This is a genomic window from Ignavibacteriota bacterium, assembly GCA_013285405.1.
Classification (GTDB): Bacteria; Bacteroidota; Ignavibacteria; order Ignavibacteriales; family Ignavibacteriaceae; genus IGN2.
On sequence record CP053446.1, the window covers coordinates 3,088,316 to 3,113,906 of the forward strand.

Here is a 25,591-nt window from a genome sequence, read left to right on the forward strand (position 1 = left end):
ATTGTTGAAAAGTTGAGTGATTTATTTTATATATAATGAGTAAAGATAAACCAGACTCTCAGAAAATGTTGGAGGATCTTCTTTCTGTTTGCCATAAAAACCTGCCAAGGGTTGATGAAGGTCTGATAACAAAAGCATTCAAGTTCGCACTTGAGGCTCATAAGCACGATCTCAGAGCTTCCGGTGAACCATACTTTTACCATCCTTATGAAGTCGCAATGATAGTTGTTGAAGAATTCCCTCTTGATGATATTACTGTCGTTGCAACTCTGCTCCATGATGTAGTTGAAGATACAGATTTTGATCTGAACCTGATGAGAAAGGAATTCGGCGAAGAAGTTACCGAGATTGTTGATGGAGTTACAAAGATCAGCGGAATTTTCAAAGGTCAGGATATTACAAAAGCAGAAAATTACCGGAAGATGCTTCTTTCGATGGTGAAGGATGTAAGGGTTATCCTCGTGAAATTTGCTGACCGGCTTCACAATATGCGTACTCTCGAATTCGTAAGTCCTGATAAACAGAAACGCATTGCTCAGGAAACACTTGAAATTTACGCACCGTTTGCTCATCGGTTTGGTCTTGCAAGAGTTAAATGGGAACTGGAAGATCTGTCATTTAAATATTTAAATCGAGATACTTATGAAGAACTTGTCGGAAAAGTTAAAAGTACACGGAAAGAAAGAGAAGCTTATATAAAAAGATTTTCTGATCCAATCAGAAAAAAGCTCGATGAATATAAATTGAAATATGAAATGGGAGGAAGACCTAAACACTTCTATAGTATTTATCGAAAGATGATGAAGCGAAATAAACCCTTCGAGGAAATCTATGATTTATTTGCTTTGCGAATTATTCTTGATACAGAAAACACAAATGAATGTTATACTACGCTTGGTATTGTTAACCAAATGTATCTGCCCGTCCCCGACAGATTCAAGGATTATATTTCTATCCCGAAGAATAACAACTATCAATCTATCCACACTACAGTTATCGGACCTGAAGGAAGATTGGTTGAAGTTCAAATCAGAACAAAGAAGATGCACGAAATAGCAGAACGTGGTCTTGCTGCACACTGGAAATACAAAGAGGATAAAACAACAACTGATAAAGATCTTGAAAATTGGCTTAACTGGATCAGAGATATTTTTGAAGGCGCTGGTAAAGATGAAACCCGTAAGGAAATTTTAGAAGATTTTAAACTGAATCTTTATCAGGATGAAATTTATGTATTCACACCAAAAGGAGAATTAAGAAGACTTCCGATTGACTCAACTCCTGTTGATTTTGCATTTGAAATTCACAGTAACGTTGGTTACCAATGTATCGGTGCTAAAATAAATGGTAAAATTGTACCGCTCGATACACCTCTGCATAGTGGTGATCAGATTGAAATCATCACTTCAAAAAATCAGCATCCAAATAAAAACTGGCTCAAGTTTGTAAAAACTCAAAAAGCAAAATCTGCTATCCGAAAATGGATGAATAAAGAAGAAGAGAAGATTGCTAAAACTGGAAGAGAAATCTGGAGTAAGAAACTAAAGAAATTGAAACTTGCTTTTTCAACAAGTGAAGTTTCCAAAATCGCAAGGAAATTCAAGTTTGATAATAACTCACAGTTTTATCAGGCGATTGCTCAGGGCAATGTAAATATTGATAAAGTTTTGAGCGATACTGGTGATAAAGTCAGCGAAGAACAGGAAAAGAGTTTAGCCTTTGATCAGTTTGCTGCTATTGCAAGGAAAGATGCAGGCGGAATTTTAGTCGATGGTAAATCTTCGGGTATATTGTACTCTTATGCTAAATGCTGCAATCCGATTCCAGGCGATCCGGTTATTGGATATGTTACGATCGGTGAAGGGGTAAAAATTCATCGGAAGACCTGCAGTAATCTTATAAATCTTTCCAAAGTTGATAGTGATAAACTTGTTGCAGTTGATTGGCCTGGAAATGATGGGACGATGTTTGTAGCAGGATTAGCTCTCAGAGGTGAAGATAGTCCTGGAATTTTAAATGAAATCGCTCACACGATTGTGTCGTATAAAAACACTAATATTAAATCGATTAACATCAACACAAATGATTCAACTTTCGAAGGTTCGGTTATGGTTTACGTAAATAATCTGGAGCACCTGAATAATCTGATTGACAGATTAAAAAAACTTCGTGGTCTGTACAAAGCAGAAAGATTTGAAGGTAGCCAGTAATTTGGAGCAGCTCAATCCTGAATCAAGAGTAATGGGAATCGATTATGGTGAAAAAAGAATTGGCATCGCAATAAGTGATCCACTCAAGATATTTGCTACTCCATTCAACACACTGGTGAACGACAATCAATCACTTCAAAAATTATTACTGATAATTAAAGAAAAAAATATTATAAAGATAGTTCTCGGTCTCCCATCAGGAAGATTTAAGTCATCTCAATTACTATCAGAAAAAATTCACTTATTTAAAAAAGAAATAGAAGCTGCAATACAAGTTGAGATAATTTTTTGGAATGAAGAATTTTCATCTGTGATTGCGCAGGAGAAAGTGAATGAATCAGTTACAAAAAAATCTTCCCGGAGAAAGAAAAATTTATTAGATATGCATGCAGCCGCAATCATATTGCAGGAGTATCTTAATTCAACAAAAAGCTGATTACTTTTGACAACTTTTATCAGGTCATTCGACCTACATGTGTTAATTGAAAAATTATCTTTAAATAAGTTTGACATTATCATTTGAAAAAACTATTTTTTCAGCCATAAATCAATTAATTGGGAGCATTCTATGTCAGCATTGTCACTTGATGCACTCGGAATGGTGGAAACAAAAGGATTAGTAGGTTCCATCGAAGCCGCAGACGCAATGGTTAAAGCCGCAAAAGTTGAGTTAATCGGAAAGGAAACTATTGGTGGCGGTTATGTAACTGTAATGGTTAGAGGAGATGTGGGAGCAGTTAAAGCAGCTACTGATGCAGGTGCTGCAGCAGCGCAAAGGGTTGGTGAATTAGTTTCAGTTCATGTTATTCCTCGACCTCATGCTGATGTTGAAATAATTCTCCCGAAGAAATCTAAGTAGAAAATCTTATGGCTGATCAAGCTTTGGGTATGGTAGAGACCCGTGGCTTGGTGGCTTCAATTGAAGCCGCTGATGCTATGGTAAAAGCAGCTCGGGTAACTCTGATCGGAAAAGAAAAAGTGGAAGGTGGTCTGGTTACCATTTTAGTTGTAGGCGAGACAGCCGCAGTTAAATCAGCTGTTGATGCCGGAGCCGCTGCCGCTAAAAGAATCGGTGATATAGTCTCAACTCATATAATTCCCAGACCAGATGATCAGGTAGGAGAAATTGTTGACGGAATTCCCTCTGTTAAGAATAAAAATTCTTATCCAATTGAAAAGACTTTTGTAACTGAGAAACCAAAGAAAGAACGTAAACTTAGAGTAACTGTTGAAGAGGAAGTTTTTGAAAAAGTTTCACCGGTTACGCGGACTACTACTTCTTCCACAATTGAAAAATTGAAAGAAGAAGCTCTTGGTGGTTTTTCCAAGACGATAAAAACAAAATCACGTAAGTCAAAGAGTGAACAAAAATTTACTATGTCAGAACTTGAAGTGATGAATGTTCATCAGCTTAGAAGATTCGCCAGAGATTTTGAAGAGTTTCCCATTAAAGGCAGAGAAATTTCACGCGCAAATCGAGGCGAATTACTGGACTTCTTCAAAGCTCTCCAAAGGTAGTTTTATCAGTTTTCTCTTTTTCTGAAGTTAGCTCCATTAATGGTATCGAATCGTGAGAAAAAAAATTAATATTTTTATTGCTTCTTTAATCTTTGCAGCAATCTTGTGGGGGTCAATATCACTTTCGGATTATTACTATACCAACGCTGATGTTAAACTTGCACTAATAAATCTTCCACCAGGTTATACAACCGGTTCACCATTACCGAAAAAAATAAATGTCAGAATTCGGGGTCAAGGCTGGAAACTCGTCTCCATTAATGTTGGTCCGGAAACTGAATTCGTTGTATCATTAAATAAGGACAGTGGTGAATACAATATTGATCTCGAAAAATATCTTGAGACAAACCGATCTCTTTTTTCCGATGTAGATATAATCAAGCTGCATCCCGATTCAATAAAGTTTTTTGTTGAGAGAATCATTAAAAGGAAATTACCTGTAGTATCTGGGCTGGAACTTGATTTTAAACCCGGTTATGGTTTGGCAACAGATATTAAATTCGTACCGGATTCAGTAATTGTAAGCGGACCATTAAGCTATTTGAAAAAATTAAAAGGTATTAATACCGAAATCAAAACATTGACTTTGCTTGACACAAGAATAGAAACAGAAGTTCCACTCAACAGGATGCAAGGATTTGGTTATAGCTCTAATGTTGTTGAAGCAAAACTTGATGTCCAACGAATTGTTGATAAACAATTTGAAAACATTTCGGTCGAAGTAATTGATCTTCCGCCGGGAAAAGAAGTTGTATTACTCCCAAATAAAATTGAAATTCAAATCAGAGGTGGAATCGAAATACTTGGCAGGTTGAAACCTGAGCAATTAAGCTGCTATGTGAATTATCAGGATCTTGTAAAAGATACTCTGGGAAGTGTGGAGCCTGAATTATCATTACCAAAAAATGTTACTCTTCAATATACCAAGCCGGGCAGATTACGATATATAATCAGATCTTTCTGACTTTCTACTTCAGTCTCAGATTTTAATTGAGAATAAAGTTTATCTATATTAACACAATTAAATTTTAATCAAAACAAAATAAAATTATATGTTTATCTCTTTTGAAGGTATAGATTTTTCGGGTAAATCAACTCAAATAGAACTGTTAAAAGACTATTTGATTGATAACAATAAAAAAGTTGAAATACTCAGGGAACCGGGAGGTACTGAAATTTCTGAAAAAGTAAGAAAAATCCTTCTTGATAATAAAAATGACAAAATGTTTGCAGAAGCTGAACTTTTTTTATTTTCGGCAAGTCGTGCACAGTTAGTACGGGAAAAAATTAGACCTTACCTTCAAAAAGGCATTTATGTAATTTCGGACAGGTTTCATGATAGTTCAACTGCTTACCAGGGATTTGGCAGAGGAATTCCATTAGAAACAGTAATGAAAATTCATGAATTGGCGATTGGCGATACAATTCCGGATTTAACTTTATTCATTGATATACCTGTTGGTATTGCAAATGAACGAAAGAAAAAGAAAAGTAAAGTAAAACTTGACCGAATAGAAGTTGCTGATATTGAATTTTATAATCGTGTCAGAAGTGGTTACCTGGAAATCGCACGGAGTGAAGAAAGATTTAAAATTATTGATGGAACTCAGACAATTGAAACCATACAAAATCAGATTATTTCAGAATTAGAATTAATAGACCGGAGGTGAATTAAGTCTTGAAGAAAAAGTTTTTATTAATTGCAGTTGTAATGTTGATATTTATTGTAGCTGTTGGTTTCTACCCGGGTAGAAGTGATATCTATCTTGAAATTGCTAAAAATCTGGATTTATTAGGTAGAGTTTATAAAGAAGTTGCTTTTAATTACGTAGATGAAGTTGACCCTGAAAAATTTTTAAGAGCAGGAATTCAGGGAATGCTTTCATCATTGGATCCATACACAATATTTATTGATGAAAAGAAAATTGAAGATATCGATCTGATAACAAATGGCAAATACGGCGGTGTTGGAATTTCTATAGGACTTCGCGGTGAAGAAGTAACTGTGGTTGAAGTGATGGATGGATATGCAGCTCAACGTCAGGGAATTCAGATTGGCGATGTGATCATTGAAGCAGCGGGAACCAGCATAACACCAGAAAACATTGACGATATATCTTCACTTGTAAAAGGAGAACCCGGAACAACTATCGAATTGACTGTTGTAAGAAATGAGATGAGCGATACAATAATTTTCAATCTTGTGCGTGAAGAAGTCCTCGTGAAGAATGTTACTTACTCAGGATTTTTTCCGGAGAATAGCAATGATGTTTATATAAAGTTATCTAACTTCAACAGAGCTGCGAGTGACGAAATTAAGAAGACTATTAAAGAACTACAGGAAAAGAAACCAATTCATTCAATTGTTTTGGATTTACGCGGGAATCCGGGTGGTTTGCTCGATATTGCTGTAGATGTCTGTGATAAATTTCTTGCCCGTGATTTACTGGTTGTTTCAACCAAAGGTCGTGATGAAGCAAGCGTGAAAAAATATTACTCAGTTGAAGAACCGTTAATTGCTGGTAATGTTGATATGGTCGTACTTATTAATGGAGGAAGCGCTTCAGCAGCAGAGATTGTTGCAGGTGCACTCCAGGATCATGACAGAGCTGTAATACTGGGGACTAAATCATTCGGGAAAGGATTAGTTCAAACTATAACGCCGCTCAGTTACAATACCTCACTTAAAATAACAACTGCTAAATATTACACACCAAGCGGAAGATGTATCCAGCGGATTGATTATTCTGATGGCAGTGAAATTATCAAATCAACAACTCACGAATCGGAGAGTAAATTCTTTACAGATAATAAAAGAGAAGTTTACTCTAAAGGAGGAATTACTCCGGACACAACTGTGGAATTTAAAGTTAATGGTGAATTGACAAAAAGCCTTCTTGCAAAGGGATTATTTTTTAAGTTTGCAAATAATTATTTTTTCAACAATCCGAAAATTGAATATTCAAAATTAGATGACCAAAAATTATATAATGAATTCAGAGAGTACCTGAATCTTGAAGAGTTTAAATATACTTCTCAAACGGAAGTGGAAATTGATAACTTAATTAAAAGTGCTGATGATAAGGATGAGATTAAATCTGAACTGCTAAAGATCAAATCAGAACTCGCCGGATTGTATGAAAAAGAAATGCAAATCTATAAAAACGAAATCCTGAGAGAGATCAAATCAGAACTTGCTGCACGCTATCTTGGGATTGAAGGTCGGATAAAAGAACAATTGAATTCTGATGTTCAGCTTCGTACTGCACTGGACGTACTTTCAGATAAAGTGATATATAATAAATTGCTAAATGTTCGTTGAATGAATTAACATCATCCCTGCTTTTTCTGGTGTCCGGATTCTTTTCAGGAATTTTAATTGGAATGCTGGGTATCGGTGGAGGTTTGGTTTTTGTTCCGTTACTTTATTTCACTTTACCTCTGTTTGGTATTCAGGAATCTTCACTCGCTTATTTTACAATCGGGACATCACTTTTCACTGGAGCTATCGCCGTTTCCAATTCAGCAATTCTTCACATAAGAGCAAAAAATTATTTTAGAAAACCAGCTGTATTAATTTCGATCGGGGCACTGATTACTGCATCAATCACACCATTCTTCGTTGTCAAAGTTGAGTCCAAAACGCTTGAAATAATTTTCGCTACTGTATTGTTTGTTGTTTTAGTAAGTATGTTGTTTGAATCGAACAAACGGAAATGGCTCGTTCTTAAAAATCCTTTAAATGAAAGATATTATATCCCACTGGGATTATGCGTTGGAATATTTTCGGCGTTCATAGGTCTTGGAGGAGGAATTATTTATCTTCCTGCATTAATGAACTTATTTTTAGTGGAGCCAAGAAAAGCTGTTGGAACTTCTTCGGTCATTGCAGCGGTCACGATGATTTCTTCAACAATTTCTTACTTATTTCAGAGTGCAAATTCGGCTACTACTGTTGGAACTCTTGGTTTTATTGTTCTTGCTGCTGCAATTCCTCTGGGTATTGGAGCTATAATAGGTTCATTTTTTGGTGTGCGGCTCGCTTTGGTTTCATCAAACTTATTAATAAAAAAAGTATTTGCCGGGATTATTTTATTAGCGATTATTCGAATATTTTTTAATATTAGTTGAGCATTTGATCTAGGTCAGTGAAAAAGCGATATTCAATATGTCCAGTTTGCAAGAATACAGGGGAATTACGAAATTCAAGAGCGCGTACTTTTCGTGAGAGGATGATAAAATATTTAACGTGGTACGAACTCTACAGATGTAAAAAATGCGGATGGCGTGGATGGAAAGCTAATTTCATTCTTAATAAATCTATGATCAGAAGGATTATTTTTTATTTTATATTGATGATCATTGCTGCAATTATTGTTTACAATCTGTTAAAGTTAATTGCGTAATGTTTGTAGATGTGTTTAGCCAAATAATGATAAATAAAAATAATTAAAAAAATTTGCTTTAAATAAATAAAATTAAGATTTTAACACACCAAAAATTGAAATATTGTCCAACCAGATGTGGTTGATAAATAAAGCATCCGCGCTTCTATTTTTTCAAAACTAATTTCGGAATATTTTGTTAATCTTGCTTTTAGGGTTTTACTCAACAGTGATAATGTATTTTTCCCGAAGCGTGTTTCAACGGGAATGTCAAAAAGGTAGGCTATGAAAAAATCTTACCTCGATTATATTCTCAGAAACCGATTACCGGTAACTATTTTCGTGATCTTAATGGCGTTCGCACTGACTTATTTTGCGTCACGCTCTGAAAGAGATGGTGTTGGTTATACACCCGATCAACCAATTAATTATTCTCACAAGCTTCATGCCGGAACAATGCAAATTGATTGCCAGTATTGTCATATTGGAGTTGAAAAATCAAGGCACGCAATGGTTCCTCCAATTGCAACTTGTATGAATTGTCATAGTATAGCGAGAAAAGACAGACCTGACATTATTAAACTTACTGAATACTATAATGAAGGTAAACCACTCAGATGGAAACGGATTCATAAAGTTCCTGATTACGCTTATTTCAATCATAGCGTTCATGTGAATAAAGGAATAGATTGCGTTGCCTGTCACGGCGAGATAAGACAAACAGAAAAAGTGGGTCAGGTTCAATCATTTACGATGAGTAGTTGTCTGGATTGTCATCGGAATGCTCACGAAAGATTACCTGATCTAAAAAATATAAACTTCGGCCCGGATTACTGCTGGGCTTGTCATAGATAATTTATTTTTATGAATAGAAAAAAATTTGTTGCATTGTTTTCTACGAGTTTGATTGGTGCCGCTTTTATTAAGGCAAATCCTTTAAATATTTTCTTTTCAAAGAAAACATCATCACTAAAAAACACTGCAAATGTAAAAATCAATCCGGATGCAGTTATGAGAGAAAAATCAGGAAAGAAGAATGGCTGACGAATTAATTGGAATAAATAAAACTGATTCAAACGCATCTGGTGAACAGATAAGTTACTGGCAATCATTCGAAGAACTTTATAAGCACCCTGATTTCATTAAAGCACATCAGGATGAATTTAAGGAAGGCGTTTCAGAAGGTATTGATACAAACGGAATGTCTTCAATTTCAAGAAGAAAATTTCTTGCATTATTGGGCGCATCCGCTGCACTTGCCGGAACAGCTTGTTCTGATTACAGAGATAAGGGCGAAATCATTCCTTATAATAAAAAGCCTGAAGAAATAACGCTTGGAAAAGCTAACTACTATGCATCAACGTGCAATGTATGTGCAAATGCGTGCGGAACATTAATCAAAACCCGCGAAGGCAGACCAATTAAAATTGACGGTAATCCTGATCATCCGGTTTCAAAAGGAAAGATATGTGCACAGGGTCAGGCAAGCATAATGAATCTTTACGATCCTGATAGGTTAAAAAGCCCAAAAAAGAAACTTGATGGTAATTTTAGCGAGTATAAATGGAAAGAAGCAACAGATGAAATTGTTTTTGATTTAATGAATGCTGGCAGCAGGGAAATAGCTATCATTACCCGCAAAATCTTTTCACCTACTGCCAAACGTGTACTTGATGATTTTGTATCCAAATATCCATCTGCAAAAATTTATTCATACGAACAGTTTGATAATTCTGTAAGAAATTCTGCCTGGCAAAAAAGTTATCCCGAAAACGGGACAGGTGGTTCGGGTGTATTTCCGTCAATCAAATGGAATGAAGCTGAAATCATACTTTCTTTAGATGGTGATCTTCTTGGTGAAATATACAACAGGATTGAAAACAACAGACTGTTTGCTGAAAAAAGAGATGTATTGAACAAAAAATTTAATCGTCTGTATGTTTTTGAAGGTAATATGTCTTTGACTGGAATGACGGCAGATTACAGATTAAGACTTCGTCCCGATTTACAACTAAATTTCGTATTGAGTTTAATTGATGCTTTGAATAAGAAAGGTGCCGGTATTCCTCTTAACGTCAGTGGAACAAGCTTGGAAAATTTTGCGAAAGAAAATAATCTGAGTATTGATACTTTAAATTTACTGGTAACTGATTTATTAAAGAACAAAGGCAAATCAATTATCTATGCAGGTGACCATCTTCCACAAAATGTTCATCTTGCTGTGAATTTATTAAATAATGTTCTCGGCAATGAATCGCTTTATAATTTTGAATCTGCACCTGTTTCAGTTCTGCCATTATCATCTGCTGAAGAAATAAAAAATCTGACTGCGAAAATGAAAGCAGGGGAAGTAGCAGTTGCGATACATATTGATGTAAATCCGGTTTATAACTTACCAGTGGATTTGAAATACTCAGATGCATTAGCCAAAGTTGGTACTGTTATAAGTCTTGTTGAACTGGAGAACGAGACAACTGAACTATCCAATTTTATACTTCCGATTAATAATCAGCTTGAAAGCTGGGGAGATGCAAAAACACGGACAGGATTTTATTCATTACAGCAGCCGGTAATCGCTCCTCTCTATGATACAAGACAGACTGAGGCAATACTTTTAAATTGGATTTCAAATACTTCAGATTTTAATGAATCAAGTTATCACCAGTATTTAATGAGCAATTGGGAAAAAAATATTTATTCTCAACTCGGTTTAAGTTTGGAGTTCAAAAGATTCTGGTATAACGCACTTCATGATGGTATAGTTTATTCGAAAGATCAGGCTGAGACAGGTATCAAATTTAATTCAGCATCTGTAACCGGAATAAAACCATATCAAGCTTCAAATAATTTTTCCTTATTTGTGAAAGAGAGTTATGCAGTTCGGGATGGCAGGTTTGCAAATAATGGCTGGCTTCAGGAGTTACCGCATCCGGTTTCTAAAATCGTCTGGGATAATTATGCTGCTATTTCACCAAATACAGCAATAGACCTGGGTTTAAAGAGTAATGATATGGTTCAAGTTACTGCTGGAAATAATTCTTTGACTTTACCGGTATTTATTCAACCCGGTGCATCTGATAATTCTATAACAATTGAAACAGGCTACGGTCGGAAAATTAGCGGCACTGTAGGAACAGGAATAGGATTTAATGCAAACTTACTCCTTGCTTCTGTTGGCGGATTATCTCCCTGGCTATATTCAGATGTCAAAGTTGAAAAATTATCAGACACATATAATCTGGCTACATCACAAACTGTTTATGCTTTCAATGAAGGTCATACAAAAGATTTACCTGCAAAGAGAGGAATAATAAAAGAGGCAACAGTTCAGGAGTATCTTAACAATCCTGATATCTTTCAGAATGCAGAAAAACATGAGCTTGAAAGTGTTAACCCGTTTTATGATTATAAAGGTGTGAAATGGGGAATGTCAATTGACATGAACAGATGCCTTGGCTGCGGCGAATGTATTATGGCTTGCAATGTTGAAAATAATATTCCTGTTGTAGGAAAAGAACAGGTTGATAAAGGAAGAGAAATGCACTGGATAAGAATTGACAGATATTATTCAGGAACACATGAAGACCCGAATGTTAACAATCAGGTAATGCTTTGCCAGCATTGTGATCATGCGCCTTGTGAAAATGTCTGCCCCGTAGTTGCAACAACACACAGTCCTGATGGTTTGAATCAAATGGTTTATAACAGATGTGTCGGTACGAGATACTGCTCAAACAACTGCCCTTATAAAGTTCGAAGATTTAATTATTTCAATTTCCGTGATCGTTTTAGGGATGGATTTCAGGAATCACCAGTATTTGCATTGTTGATGAATCCGGAAGTAACTGTTCGTTCAAGAGGAGTAATGGAGAAGTGTACTTTCTGTATTCAAAGAATCAGCGAAGCAAGAGCAGATGCGATAAGAGAAAATCGAAAATTAAAAGGATCAGATGTTACTACAGCTTGCCAGGATGCTTGCACTACTAATGCAATTCATTTTGGCGATATTAATGATGTTGAAGATAAATTTAATAATTACAGAAATCACGAACTTGGTTTTTATGTACTTGAAGATTTAAACATCAGACCAAATGTTACCTACATTGCAAAACTTAAGAATAAGGATCGGGAGATAGCTTAGTGAGTACAGATTATTCAGTTGAAGCTCCTTTAGTTGCTGGTCGTCTTTCTATTGTTGAAATAGAAGAACTGATTGCAAAACCACTTGATACAAAACCAGATAAGAAGTTTTATATAGCGATCTCTATTTCAGGATCCGTGTTATTAATTGGCATTATATGTCTTTTATATACATTTTATTATGGTATTGGGATGTGGGGAAATAACCAGCCAGTCAGTTGGGGATTTGGTATTGTAAATTTCGTTTTCTGGGTTGGTATTGGTCACGCAGGAACTTTAATTTCTGCTATTCTATTTTTACTCAGACAAAGATGGAGAACAGGCATTGCTCGTTTCGCAGAAGCAATGACGATTTTTGCAGTTATATGCGCTGCACTTTTTCCAGTTATCCATACTGGTCGTCCGTGGCTTGCTGGATATTTATTTCCGTACCCGAACCAACATAGTTTGTGGGTTAATTTTACTTCTCCGCTTATATGGGACGTCTTTGCCGTATCCGTTTACTTTACAGTTTCACTTGTATTTTGGTACACCGGATTGATTCCTGACTTTGCAACACTGCGTGATAGAACCACATCAAAATTTAAAAAAACTATTTACTCAGTTTTTAGTTTAGGATGGAGACATTCTTCAAGACACTGGATCCATTATGAAAAAGCTTATGTTATTCTTGCAGGATTTGCCACTCCGCTGGTTCTCTCTGTTCACACAATCGTAAGTTTCGATTTTGCTGTTTCCATACTTCCGGGCTGGCACACAACAATATTTCCACCTTATTTCGTAGCAGGTGCAATATTTTCAGGCTTCGCAATGGTTGTAACAGTTCTGGTTTTAGTTAGAAAGATTTTTGACCTTCAGAATATTATTACCATTGATCATCTGGAGAAAATGAATAAAGTAATTGTTGCTACAGGGTTAATGGTTGGCTATTCTTATGGAATGGAATATTTTACAGCGTGGTACAGTGGTGTACAGGTGGAACAATTTGTCTTTATCAATCGAGCGTTCGGTCCATATACCTGGGCATATTGGACAATGATAAGTTGTAATGTGATTTTCCCGCAATTGTTTTGGGTAAGAAAATTCAGAAGATCAATTCCGGTAATGATGGTAATTGTACTCCTTGTCAATGTGGGTATGTGGTTCGAAAGATTTGTTATTGTTGTTACTTCATTACACAGAGATTTTCTGCCAGCAAGCTGGGGTATGTTTACTCCAACACTCGTTGATCTTGGTATATTATCTGGAAGCTTTGGATTATTCTTTACACTTGTAATTCTGTTCACAAAAACATTACCTGTGGTTTCAATTGCCGAAATAAAAGCAGTCGCAGACAATGCTCAGCCCACACATCATCGAGGAGAAGATCATGGCTGAGAAGAGGATATACGGGGTTACTGCGTTGTTTAATGATCCGAATGCAATTACATCTGCTGCAAAAAAAGTTGCTAACGCGGGGTTTACAAAGTGGGATGTCAACTCTTCTTATCCTATTCATGGTATTGAAAAAGCTATGAAATTGAAACCATCAATGTTGGGTATAGTAACATTAATTAGCGGTCTATCTGGAATTGTTGTTGCTTTATTAATGATGTGGTGGACAATGTCAGTTGATTATCCAATGATTATTGGAGGTAAACCATATTTTTCTCTTCCCGCATTTATACCGATTACATTTGAAGTAACGGTAATTTTAGCAACAGTTTCAACGGTTGTTGCAATGTTTGCTTTCTTCTTTGGATTACCACGGAATGTTCATGCTTTGCACGACACAGTGTATATGAAGAAAGTTTCGCGTGATCATTTCGGAATTGTTATTGAAGCTATTGATCCAAAGTTTGATGAAAAAAACACACTTGAGTTTCTTAAGAATCTTAAACCACTTTCCACAGAAATAATTTATTTCCCGGAGAAAGAAAATTATCCCGTTTTTGAATTAAGATTTATCATGTTTTTAATTGGAGTTGCTGTAGTAGTTTCATTAGGCACTTATATAACTTTGAATAAATTAATGTACCTGCAGCCTTTCAACTGGATGGAGAGTCAGGCAAAATTAATTCCACAACGTACTACTGATTTCTTTTCTGATGGCAGATCAATGAGACTCCCGGTAGAAGGAACTGTGGCTAAAGGATTTATACCTTATCCATTTGAGGGTGAGACGAATCCGGTTCAAGTACTGTCTAATCCTTATTTTCCAACCGAAGAAAATCTGAGCCTCGGTAAACGAAAATTTTTAACCTACTGTAGTCCTTGCCACGGAAATTTTGGTGATGGAGACAGCAGATTAGCAGGTCAGTTTCCTAATCCGCCAACATTACATTCCGATCGTGTAAGAAGTTTTCCTGACGGTATGATATATCATATTATTACTAATGGTCAAAATATTATGCCATCTTATGCTTCACAAGTGAATAGACAAGAAAGATGGGCAATAGTTAATTACATACGAGCTCTTCAGAGAGCAAAGAATGCTACTGACGAAGATCTTAAACTGGTTAAAGCGGAGTAAATCTGAAATGCATACTAACGATTACATATATCAGAGAAAAGATTTACCTGCAAGCATTTCAAAATTAGGAATGGGTTTGCTTGCCTTAGGAGTAGTTCTAGGTGTGGTTGCATTTTTTGTCGATCATTCCAGGGCTGTTTTTAATTACCTTATTGCATTCACTTTTTTGATCAGCATTGGTGTTGGTGCTTTGTTTCTGATTGCTCTGGATTATACTTCCGGAGCTGATTGGAGTGTACCAATCAGAAGAGTAGTGGAATTTTTTGCAGCAATTATTCCGATTCTTGCAGTGCTGGTAATTCCTTTGTTATTCAATGTTGGGGAACTCTTTCACTGGTCGCATCCGGAAGCTGTTGCCGAAGATAAAATTTTACAAGGTAAATCTTCTTATTTAAATGTAACGTTTTTCATAGTCAGAGTATTTGCTCTTATTGGGATCTGGTCACTTTTTTATTTTTTCATAGTGAAGAATTCAAAGAAACAGGATACTACCAGAGATCAAAAACTAACAACAAAAAATCTCAGATTATCAGCTATCTTCATTCCAATTTTTGCAGTTACGATTACCATTTCAGCTATTGATTGGTTGATGAGTATTGAACCTCACTGGTTCTCAACAATGATTGGCGTTTACTTTTTTTCTGGTGTAGTAATAGCTGCACTCGCTGCTGTAACCTTAACAACAGTTTTATTAAAAGAAAATGGTTATCTCCATCCTGCTTTAACAAACGATCATTTGTATAGTCTTGGTGCATTATTATTTGCATTCATAAACTTCTGGGGCTATATAGCTTTTTCACAATACATGTTAATCTGGTATGCAGATTTACCAGAAGAAACTTTTTGGTTTATGCAAAGGTGGGAAGGGAGTTGGTCTATATTCTCGATTGGATTAATTCTTATTCATTTTGTTGTTCCTTACATAGCTCTTGTTTCTCAGCCATCCAAGATGAACCCTAAAACATTAAAGTTTATCTCTGTCTGGTTATTGTTCGCTCATCTTTATGACCTTTTCTGGTTTGTGATGCCTGAAGTGAATGAACTATCAGCAGGTTATTCTTTTAGCTGGATAGATCTTGTATTCCCAATTGCTGTTGTTGGAATAATAATTCTGGTCTTCAATATGAAAGCAAAAAAAGAAAATCTTATTCCCATCGGTGACCCAAAATTGCAAAGAGGATTAGATTTTCATCTATAAGATTTTATGGACAAATTAAAAAAAATAATATCAAATTTTTCGAAGACTGTAAAAGAAAATCCCGGAACTATCTTCGGAATTCTTTATCCTTATATTTTGGTGATAATTGTTGCCATCGGAATATATTATGTTGCAAATGAAGGGAACATTGCCTTAAACAAAAATTCAGCATTTATACCTGATACAATAATCGTATCTGATCTTCCGGTTGTTCAGGCGAAAACGGTTCCTCCGGTAGATATTTTTAAAATGAAAGAACCAACACCTGAATTACTTGCAAAAGGAAAAGAACTTTACACAAATACTTGTGCAACCTGTCATAACGAAACTGGCGCCGGTGGTGGTCCTGCTTCTGTTGGAATGAATCCTGCCCCAAGAAATTTTACAAGCCCTGATGGCTGGATAAACGGTAGAACAATTTCCGGAATTTATACAACTCTTGAAGAGGGAATTAAGGGTAGTGCTATGATCTCATATAATTTCCTTACTCCGGAAGATAGGATTTCGCTTGCTCATTACATCAGACAGCAATTTATGACAAATCCTCCTGTTGATACTGATGATGATTTAGCTGCATTGAACTCATTATATAATTTATCTGCCGGAGTAAAAATTCCTGCACAGATTCCTGTCAGCACCGCAATGAATATTCTTACTTCTGAAAATTCAGATAAAATTGAAAAACTTAACAAAGCAATCAAGACACTGGAAGCTGACAAATCTGATTATCCCGCCGCTATCTTTAGTGAAGTTGTCAGTAATGAAAAACTTGCGCTATCTTCACTGATCAATTCAGAAAGCTGGAAAAGCAGTGATGTATCTTTTATGAATTATTTAAATCTAAATGTTAACGAAAATGGATTTAACACAAGAGCACTCGAACTTTCCAATAATGACAGAATTGCTTTGTTTAATTACTTAAGCAAAATTTTATAGTAACACTTATGAAATTTCATATAGGTATATTTTTAATTGCTGTACTGACCCAAGCCATCTTTTCAAACAATCAGATTGAAATTGGTGTTGATGAACAGCTTGGGAAAAATATTCCTCTGGAAGTAATGTTCAATGATGAGAATGGAAACCAGGTAATTTTATCAGAACTAATTACCGGACCAACAATTTTAACTTTCGTTTATTACAACTGTCCGGGGATTTGCAATCCGCTTATGTTTGAATTAGCAAATGTGATGAACAAATCTGATCTTGAACCGGGTTATGATTACAATGTTATTTCAATCAGTATTGATGAATTTGAAAACCCCGAAAAAGCCTCAGTCAAAAAGAAAGAAATGTTATCCGGATTCGATAAAGAAATCTCACCTGATAGCTGGAGATTTTTAACAGGCTCAATTGAAAATATTAAAACTATGACCGATGCTGCCGGGTTTTATTTTAAGCGCGAGGATAAAGAGTTAAGACATGCTGGAACTTTAATCTTCATAGATAAAGATGGAAAAATATGCAGATACTTATTCCCAGGTTATACAGAAAGTCGTGGTTATGGTATTTTACCGTTCGATTTTAAAATGGCAGTTATTGAAACTGGTGAAAGTAAAGTATCTCCAACGATCGCAAGATTTCTGAGATTTTGTTTCAGCTATGAAACAGAAGGACAGAAATATACATTAAGTTTTACAAGGATTTTTGGTGCTGCGATTTTATTATTTGCCGGAATTTTTTTCGTTACTATCAGATTGAAATCAAAGAAAGAAATTATTAAAACAAGGTGATATACTATGGCAGGTGATTCTGCAGCTATAAAAACAAACGGACACGAACCAAGTTATCTCGAATATAAAGGGAAGCATACTGGTATTTTGGGATGGATACTTTCCACCGACCATAAACGAATCGGAATTCTGTATTTAATTTCTCTTTCTATTTTTTTCCTTGCAGGAGCTACATTCGGATTTTTAATGAGGCTCGAATTAATTGCTCCCGGACGAACGATTATGGATGCACAAACATATAACTCCATTTTTACCCTTCATGGAGTTATCATGATATTCCTTTTTGTAATTCCCGGTATTCCTGCTGTTTTCGGAAATTTTATGCTTCCAATTCTTATTGGTGCGAAAGACGTTGCATTTCCCAGAATAAATTTGATGTCATGGTATATGTATGCAATCGGAGGGTTGCTGGCAATAATATCAATCTTGCTACCCGGCGGTCCTGCTGATACAGGCTGGACATTTTATATTCCGTATTCAGTCAGAACTAATACTAATGTAATTTTCACACTAATTGCTGCTTTTATTCTAGGGTTCTCTTCAATTTTAACCGGATTGAATTTTGTAACTACTGTTCATCGTATGAGAGCACCTGGAATGACCTGGTTCAAAATGCCGCTTTCAATCTGGTCAATTTATTCTACAGCATGGGTTCAGGTATTAGCTACTCCTATCATAGGTATCACTTTGCTTCTTGTAGCTATTGAAAGATGGCTGGGTGTTGGAATTTTTGATCCGGCATTGGGTGGTGATCCGGTTCTGTTTCAACATTTATTTTGGATCTATTCACATCCAGCAGTTTATATAATGATATTACCGGCGATGGGAATGGTTTCAGAAATAATTCCGGTATTTGCACGAAGAACAATTTTTGGTTACAAGTTTATCGCATTTTCAAGTGTTGCAATAGCACTTCTTGGATCACTGGTTTGGGCTCATCATATGTTTACAGTTGGAATGAGCAATACTGGTCAGTTTATTTTTTCATTGCTTACTATGCTGGTAGCCATCCCAAGTGCAATAAAAGTTTTCAATTGGGTTGCTACTTTATACAAAGGATCAATTCTTGTTGAAACTCCAATGCTTTTCGTTCTAGCATTTATATTTCTATTTACAATTGGAGGATTAACAGGTGTTATGCAGGGAATCCTCTCAATAGATATACAGGTTCATGATACTTCTTTCATTGTTGCTCACTTTCACTATGTAATGTTTGGTGGAACAGGTTTTGGTTTCTTTGCTGCATTACACTACTGGTTTCCTAAAATGTTTGGCAGAATGTATAACAAGAAATTATCAAAAATATATTTCTGGTTGTTGTTTGTGGGTTTCAATTTTTTATACTTCCCGATGTTTATTATGGGATGGCTCGGAATGCCAAGAAGATACTACGATTATCTTCCTGAATTTCAAAGCTATCATGTTATTTCAACAGTTGGATCCTGGATTTTAGTTGCAGGGTTATTGTTGATGATTTACAATATGTATCGTTCTAAAATCAAAGGTCAAATTGTTACCGAAAAAAATATCTGGGGTGGAGAAACATTAGAATGGCAAATTGAAACACCACCAATTCACGAAAATTTTCATCGGATTCCTGTAATTAAAACCGATCCTTACCAGTACAAATTAAATGAACTAAGCCTGGAAAAAGAGGTGGCTAATTGAATTCAACTGAACATATAACAGAAACTCATATTCATCGGGATGATGTAGCTTCCAGAATGGGGATGTGGTTGTTCTTGTTTACTGAGCTTTTGCTTTTTGGCGGAATGTTTCTCTTGTATTCTGTTTACAGGTTTGACCATGCTGATCAGTTTCACCTTGCCGCAAAGGAACTCAATACTATCCTCGGCACATTTAATACTGCGATACTGCTTACAAGCAGTCTGACGATTGCTTTATCCATAGTTGCTATTCAAAGAGATCAGAAAAATTTATCAGTGTTACTGCAGATATTGACGATAATCCTCGCACTATTCTTTTTAATAAATAAATATTTTGAATGGAGTGCAAAGTTCCATCACGGAATTTATCCGGGAAGTGAAATTCTGCTTTCAAAGAGTTCGGGTGAGATTTTATTTTTCGGACTATACTACGTGATGACCGGTTTACATGGTATTCACGTTGTTGTTGGAATGTTCCTGATTGCGGTGATGACCAGACAAACTAAAAAAGGTGTGATCACAAAAGACAGCTATGTGAGACTTGAAAATGCGGGATTGTATTGGCACCTTGTAGATATTATTTGGATATTCCTTTTCCCACTATTCTATCTTATTACATAAGGAAAATAAATGCAGACTCACGACAAACCTCATCAGCAGTCACACAGCTACAGCACATATATCATCGTTTGGCTGGCACTTATGGCTCTTACTGCAATTACGGTCGCAATAGCCGGAATGAATATAGGTAGGTTTACAGTTGCGACAGCCCTCATAATTGCATCTGTTAAAGCATACCTGGTGCTTTCAATCTTTATGCATCTCAGAAGCGAAACAAAAGTATTTGCAATTTTCGTAATTGTTGCTCTGTTCTTTCTGGGAATTTCGTTTGTATTATTATTCTCTGATTATTCATTCCAGTAAGGGTATTCAAAGTATGTTTGATGGTCTATCTAATTTTGTAAATTCATTTGACACAACATTCCTTGTGGTACTCATTGTATGCGTGTTCTTTCTTACACTGATTACAGTTCTGATGTTGGTGTTCGTATTTAAATACAGCCGAAAAAAAAATCCGAGAGGTACGAATATTCATGGTAATGTTGCACTTGAGATCACATGGACAGCAATTCCAACAATACTCGTACTGATAATGTTTTGGTTTGGATGGGAGAATTATTTAGAAACCGTTAATGTCCCGGAAAATGCAATGCCGGTTAAGGTTACAGCGCAAATGTGGAAATGGAGTTTTGAGTATGAAGACGGAAAAAAAACAGATACTCTTTACGTACCGGTTGACATACCAGTAAAATTGATTTTACATTCTACCGATGTTAGTCATGCTTTCTTTGTTCCAGCATTCAGAATTAAAAAAGATGTTTACCCGAATCAGGAAAGAATTGCCTGGTTTGTCGCAAACAAACCTGGTGAATATCATATAGCTTGTGCAGAATACTGCGGTCTGAATCATTCTTATATGGCTTCCACAATAGTTGTATTAAATGAAGTTGATTTTAAAAACTGGATGTATGGAATGAGCGATGAAGATCTCAAACTGATGGAACAATTGACAAACTAGGAACTCCCGAAGTAAAACAATTTGAAAAATACACTTAAAATATTCTTTGAATTGACTAAAATTAGGATTACACTATTTGTAATGTTAACAACAGCATTTGGTTATATTGCTGCAAGTAGTCAGATTGATATTAGAATTATTCCAGTTCTTATAGGTGTACTTTTACTCGCATTTGGTTCCGCAGCATTGAATCACTATCAAGAAAAAGATTTTGATTCAAAAATGAATCGTACAAATAAAAGACCCATTCCATCAGGCAGGATTTCACCAGTAAATGTTTTGATTGTTTCAACAGGGCTTGTGATTATCGGCTCAGTTATCCTGATTGTTTTTACGGATTTTCTGGTTCTTTCTCTTGGGCTGTTAAACCTGGTATGGTATAATTTTTTTTATACATTACTAAAAAGGAAAACACCATTTGCTATAATTCCTGGTTCATTCGTTGGTGCAATTCCACCGGTAATTGGCTGGGTTGCTGCTGGTGGTTCAATGAGCGACCCACAGATGATCATAATAGCATTCTTCTTCTTCATCTGGCAGATACCTCATTTCTGGCTTTTACTTTTGGTAATGGATGATGATTACAAACGCGCAGGGTTTCCTACACTTTCAATGTTATTCAATAAAGCGCAGCTTTCAAGAATAACTTTTATCTGGATTATCTCAACTGTTGTCACCGGATTAATGATTCCGCTGTTCGGAATCGTTACTCAGCTCTGGATTGATATTGCATTATTCATAAGCGGAATGCTTCTTACCTGGAGAGCATTTGGATTGCTTGCTGAATCAAATGATTTTTCGGAATTTAGACTTAACTTCAGATCAATTAATTATTTTGCATTAAGTGTTGTGTTTTTCGTTTCAATTGACAAACTTATTTCCTGATCGAACAAATTGTGTTAGAATATTGTTCCCGAAGTTTTTTGAAAGTAAACAGTTCAAGGAGATATACTCTTCGCTTATCCTGATGAAAAATAATTATTTTTATATATTGAAATATTATAATTGTATCCTAATATCATAATACTTAACTTCGCAAAAATTTTACAACAAATAATTGAAGGATAGAGATATGAAAAATAATTTTATACTAACACTTCTATTTATCGTTTGCCTTTCCGCTGCTTCATTTGCTCAACTCGATTCAGTTTATTATTTGGGCCCTGCAGCAGGAAATGTTCCCTCCGGAGTAACTGTTACACTTAATCCGATGACATTTGATGAACCAATATCCGGTGATCCAATTGAAATTAAAGACCTTGAGGGTCCATCTATAAACGGAAATTTAGAAAATTACGATCCGAGTAATTTACCTCCCTATGTTTACACCGAAGATAAGTTGATTAAAAGTGTCAATAAAGGAACTACAGCGCAGACAGTTATATTGGATAAATGGGATGGCATAGCGATGACAAATTCCATACCTCCTGATCCAATTATGGCGGTTGGACCTGATCACGTTATCGCTTGTGTAAACAGTGCTTTCAGAGTTTGGGACAAGCAAGGAAATTTGTTAGCAAGTGTTAATGCGGATTCATGGATTTCACCCGTAATAGGATCCGGTGCTTTTGATCCTCAAATTATTTATGACCATTATGCTAACAGATGGTTTATGCTCTGGGATTGGCAGGATAGCCCATCGCAACAAGGTTGGTTTATTATTAGTTATTCAGATAATGCAGATCCATTTGGAACCTGGTATATGTATAAAATGGATGCTAAACTAAACGGAACAGCTAATTCAGGTACCTGGGGAGATTTCCCCCAGATCGGTTACGATGACCAAGCCATTTACATAAATTCACGCTCATTTAGTTGGGCAGGATATTATCAATATAACAAAATAAGAATTCTTGATAAGTCAGTTTTGTATGCGAGTAACGGCGGCGTTTTGCCTTTTGTTGATCTATGGAGTATTGGACGACCAAATGTACCTTCAGATAAACCTGATGTGTTAGAACCAGCAATATGTTATACACCAGGTCAGGGTGGATATTTCTTTAATACACTACAAAATGGCGGTGTATATACTATTATGTATAAATTGTTAAATCCAACTTCCCCAACTCCAAGATTAAGAGGAAAAACTCTTGTCGTTAATTCTTATGGTAATGCACCTCTTGCGCAGCAGCTTGGTGGCGGCACCGGAATAGAGAGTGGTGGAAGCAAACATCGTCATTCACCTATTGTAAGAGATAATTATTTGTATGCTGCTCATTCAATTGCAAATACAACAAATGCTTCATACTCAAGCGTAAGATATTACAAAGTAGATTTAAGCAATGCTTCAATTTCTGAACAAGCAGAACTGGGAATGATAGGTTATTACTATTTGTACCCAGCACTCGCTATTGACAAAGATCATAATATTCTCGTTACTTTCAGTCGGTCAGCAACAACAGAGTATGTCGGTGCATTTGTATCTTCCAAATATGCTGCAGATCCACCGGGGTTGAATCCAAGCTTAATTTTGCAGCCAGGACTTGGAAATTATGTAGTTGATTTTGGTTCCGGTCGAAACAGGTGGGGTGATTATATGGGAATTTATCTCGATCCAGTCAATGAGTATGATGTCTGGACATTTACGGAATATGTTCGTTCAACAAATACCTGGGGAACGTATGTTGGCAGGATTTTAATGGCTGCATTTCCGGGTGCTCACGCTTATGCTGAATCATTCAACGTTGATTTCGGTAATGCCCAGGTTGGTGCTACACCATCAACTAAAACGGTAATACTTACAAATTATGGTCAGGCAGACCTTGTTATCAGTGCGATCAATTCTCCCGTTGGTCCATTTTCATTACTAACCAATCTATCTTTGCCATACACTTTAGCCCCATATGATAGTGTAGACCTTGATTTTGAATTTGATCCGGCAAACCCAATAGTGTATGATGAATTAATAAGTTTCACAAGTAACGACCCGGATTTCCCAGGATTCAGATTGAAAGGTAGAGGTTTTGAAATCAATCCTGCTGTGTCGGACATTCTATATGCTGTTTCAAGTGCCGCTGACACTGGCAAAACGTTCTGGATTGATAGGGCAACAGGATTAGGTACCGAAATCGGTCCTTCCAATTTTCCATCGATAAACACTGCAACGATTGATCCGGTAACAAATACTATATATGGGGTTATTCCAGGTACTACTGAAAGCGATCTCGTTAAAATAAATGCAACTGGGGGTGATGCTTACATAATTCACACACTTAATTTAGGTTTCCTCGTTGCAGTTGCTTGCGATACAAATGGAACTGTTTACGCAGGAACACAAGCCGGTGGAATTTATACTGTTGATGTTAATACAGGAGTTTATACCCAAGTTACAACAGCAAGCATTCAGTTGATGTCACTCGCTTTTAATCCTCTTACAAATGAGTTGTGGGCTTCATCGAAAGTTGCAATTGGTCAGAAAGACAAAATTTACAAGATTGATCTTACTACTGGTGCTGCAATACTGATAGGTGAAACTGATTTCAATGTTCCTACTAATGATCTTGCTTTTGATGAAGCAGGAGTTCTTTTCGGAGTAATTGGTTCTCCAACAGAAAATGGAAGGATAATTATAATTGACACAAGCACAGGGCTTGGAACTCTTCTTGGAGATACCGGTTTCCAGGATGTCAGAGCTTTAGCTTATACAGTAAATAATCCGACCTCAGTTGATGATAATAATAATTCTTTACCGGAATCATTTTATCTTGCTCAAAACTATCCGAATCCATTCAACCCGAGTACAAAAATTTCATTCCGGATTGCTGAGCCAGGAATAGTAAGTTTGAAAGTTTTTGATATTCTTGGAAACGAAGTAATGTCTCTGGTTGATGAACAAAAACCTGCCGGGTTGTATGAAGTCAAATTTGATGCTTCATCATTAACGAGTGGTGTTTACTTCTATCAACTAAAATCAGGTAATTTGGTTCAAACGAAGAAAATGGTTTTGTTAAAGTGATCCGGAGCCTAAATTAAGTATTTATAGGGCGAGCTTTTGGCTCGCTCTTTTTTTTTCAATAATCTTTCCAAAGATCAACAAATTACTTCAATTGTTTTTTTAACTTTTTTTAGTTAATGTTAGACAGGTTTCTTCAATTAATACGGGAGATGAATATGAAGACGAAATACATTCTTATAATATCTTTTCTATTTTTTTTAATTATTGCATTTCCAGTTTATACACAATATCATTTACAAGGTTATGAAATGCTTCAGACCGGATATGATTATTTATATAATAATTCTGCTTTAAGAACATTTGACCTGGTAGATTTTGATGGGAATGGAGAAAGAGATGATCCGGTGATGATTGGAACGCAAAAACTAAATACTGCAGGACTCAGTAAAGTAATTTTTTCGTACGTAAAATTTGGTTCTGTTAATTCGATTATTTTATTTGATTCGACAAGCGGTGGTGCTTTATCGCTACAGTATTGTTCAGAAGGAGTATTTGCTCAAAAAATTTTAGTGCTTTCATCTAATACAAATCAACTAAATTGGGCTTTAGTGGATAATAATACATTACAGATTGATTACTTTACTACCTCAGGAAGTTTTAACACACCTTCATTTCATTATTCAAATGATGGAACACTATGGCTTTCCACAAGTGATCTGAAACTTTATACTTCAACTGATTTAGGTACAACCTT

23 protein-coding genes are annotated in these 25,591 nt (G+C 35.9%); all 23 read left to right on the forward strand.

Features of this window, described 5'->3' with window-relative positions; genetic code table 11:
* The first annotated feature begins 35 nt into the window (after window positions 1-35).
* Window positions 36-2,210 (forward strand): bifunctional (p)ppGpp synthetase/guanosine-3',5'-bis(diphosphate) 3'-pyrophosphohydrolase, encoded by a 2,175-nt coding sequence (locus HND39_13585; GenBank protein QKJ97234.1) that lies wholly within the window; start codon window positions 36-38, stop codon window positions 2,208-2,210.
* A gap of 1 nt (window position 2,211) precedes the next feature.
* Window positions 2,212-2,646, forward strand: coding sequence for a Holliday junction resolvase RuvX (ruvX, locus tag HND39_13590; protein QKJ97235.1), 435 nt, complete (start codon window positions 2,212-2,214; stop codon window positions 2,644-2,646).
* Window positions 2,647-2,787: 141 nt separating this feature from the next.
* The gene (gene eutM, locus HND39_13595; protein ID QKJ98006.1) at window positions 2,788-3,069 is read left to right on the forward strand and encodes an ethanolamine utilization microcompartment protein EutM; all 282 of its coding nucleotides are present in this window, start codon (window positions 2,788-2,790) and stop codon (window positions 3,067-3,069) included.
* 8 nt (window positions 3,070-3,077) lie between these two features.
* On the forward strand, window positions 3,078-3,728 hold the full coding sequence (locus HND39_13600; protein QKJ97236.1) for a BMC domain-containing protein: 651 nt from the start codon (window positions 3,078-3,080) through the stop codon (window positions 3,726-3,728).
* 52 nt (window positions 3,729-3,780) lie between these two features.
* Entirely contained in the window at window positions 3,781-4,692 is a 912-nt protein-coding gene (locus HND39_13605; GenBank protein ID QKJ97237.1) for a hypothetical protein, read from the forward strand.
* Between the two features lie 88 nt (window positions 4,693-4,780).
* A complete protein-coding gene (gene tmk / locus HND39_13610) occupies window positions 4,781-5,398 on the forward strand; it encodes a dTMP kinase (GenBank protein QKJ97238.1) in 618 nt (205 codons plus the stop codon).
* Between the two features lie 41 nt (window positions 5,399-5,439).
* Complete coding sequence (locus HND39_13615; protein QKJ97239.1) at window positions 5,440-7,050, forward strand: S41 family peptidase; 1,611 nt, start codon at window positions 5,440-5,442, stop codon at window positions 7,048-7,050.
* Window positions 7,047-7,859, forward strand: coding sequence for a sulfite exporter TauE/SafE family protein (locus HND39_13620; GenBank protein ID QKJ97240.1), 813 nt, complete (start codon window positions 7,047-7,049; stop codon window positions 7,857-7,859). The genes HND39_13615 and HND39_13620 overlap by 4 nt, the downstream gene beginning before the upstream one ends.
* Window positions 7,860-7,960: 101 nt before the next feature.
* Window positions 7,961-8,134 carry a hypothetical protein gene (locus HND39_13625; protein QKJ97241.1) on the forward strand — a complete coding sequence of 58 codons (174 nt, stop codon included), beginning with the start codon at window positions 7,961-7,963 and terminating at the stop codon, window positions 8,132-8,134.
* A 264-nt stretch (window positions 8,135-8,398) separates the two neighbouring features.
* Window positions 8,399-8,968 carry a cytochrome c3 family protein gene (locus tag HND39_13630; GenBank protein ID QKJ97242.1) on the forward strand — a complete coding sequence of 190 codons (570 nt, stop codon included), beginning with the start codon at window positions 8,399-8,401 and terminating at the stop codon, window positions 8,966-8,968.
* A gap of 9 nt (window positions 8,969-8,977) precedes the next feature.
* Entirely contained in the window at window positions 8,978-9,157 is a 180-nt protein-coding gene (locus HND39_13635) for a hypothetical protein (GenBank protein QKJ97243.1), read from the forward strand.
* Window positions 9,150-12,254 carry a TAT-variant-translocated molybdopterin oxidoreductase gene (locus HND39_13640; protein ID QKJ97244.1) on the forward strand — a complete coding sequence of 1,035 codons (3,105 nt, stop codon included), beginning with the start codon at window positions 9,150-9,152 and terminating at the stop codon, window positions 12,252-12,254. The genes HND39_13635 and HND39_13640 overlap by 8 nt, the downstream gene beginning before the upstream one ends.
* Window positions 12,254-13,630 carry a polysulfide reductase NrfD gene (nrfD, locus tag HND39_13645; GenBank protein ID QKJ97245.1) on the forward strand — a complete coding sequence of 459 codons (1,377 nt, stop codon included), beginning with the start codon at window positions 12,254-12,256 and terminating at the stop codon, window positions 13,628-13,630. The genes HND39_13640 and nrfD overlap by 1 nt, the downstream gene beginning before the upstream one ends.
* Complete coding sequence (locus tag HND39_13650; GenBank protein ID QKJ97246.1) at window positions 13,623-14,765, forward strand: DUF3341 domain-containing protein; 1,143 nt, start codon at window positions 13,623-13,625, stop codon at window positions 14,763-14,765. Before nrfD ends, HND39_13650 begins: the two co-directional genes overlap by 8 nt.
* Window positions 14,725-15,963 (forward strand): quinol:cytochrome C oxidoreductase, encoded by a 1,239-nt coding sequence (locus HND39_13655; protein ID QKJ97247.1) that lies wholly within the window; start codon window positions 14,725-14,727, stop codon window positions 15,961-15,963. The genes HND39_13650 and HND39_13655 overlap by 41 nt, the downstream gene beginning before the upstream one ends.
* Before the next feature lie 6 nt (window positions 15,964-15,969).
* On the forward strand, window positions 15,970-16,899 hold the full coding sequence (locus HND39_13660; protein ID QKJ97248.1) for a cytochrome c: 930 nt from the start codon (window positions 15,970-15,972) through the stop codon (window positions 16,897-16,899).
* A gap of 8 nt (window positions 16,900-16,907) precedes the next feature.
* Entirely contained in the window at window positions 16,908-17,696 is a 789-nt protein-coding gene (locus HND39_13665) for an SCO family protein (GenBank protein ID QKJ97249.1), read from the forward strand.
* A gap of 6 nt (window positions 17,697-17,702) precedes the next feature.
* Window positions 17,703-19,364, forward strand: a complete 1,662-nt coding sequence (gene ctaD, locus HND39_13670; protein QKJ97250.1) for a cytochrome c oxidase subunit I — start codon at window positions 17,703-17,705, stop codon at window positions 19,362-19,364.
* Window positions 19,365-19,420: 56 nt separating this feature from the next.
* Complete coding sequence (locus tag HND39_13675; protein ID QKJ98007.1) at window positions 19,421-19,984, forward strand: cytochrome c oxidase subunit 3 family protein; 564 nt, start codon at window positions 19,421-19,423, stop codon at window positions 19,982-19,984.
* Between the two features lie 9 nt (window positions 19,985-19,993).
* A complete protein-coding gene (locus tag HND39_13680; protein QKJ97251.1) occupies window positions 19,994-20,287 on the forward strand; it encodes a hypothetical protein in 294 nt (97 codons plus the stop codon).
* A gap of 13 nt (window positions 20,288-20,300) precedes the next feature.
* Entirely contained in the window at window positions 20,301-20,942 is a 642-nt protein-coding gene (gene coxB / locus HND39_13685) for a cytochrome c oxidase subunit II (GenBank protein ID QKJ97252.1), read from the forward strand.
* Window positions 20,943-20,963: 21 nt separating this feature from the next.
* Window positions 20,964-21,827, forward strand: a complete 864-nt coding sequence (cyoE, locus tag HND39_13690; protein QKJ97253.1) for a protoheme IX farnesyltransferase — start codon at window positions 20,964-20,966, stop codon at window positions 21,825-21,827.
* A gap of 2,464 nt (window positions 21,828-24,291) precedes the next feature.
* Window positions 24,292-24,897, forward strand: coding sequence for a T9SS type A sorting domain-containing protein (locus HND39_13695; protein ID QKJ98008.1), 606 nt, complete (start codon window positions 24,292-24,294; stop codon window positions 24,895-24,897).
* The last annotated feature ends 694 nt before the right edge of the window (window positions 24,898-25,591 follow it).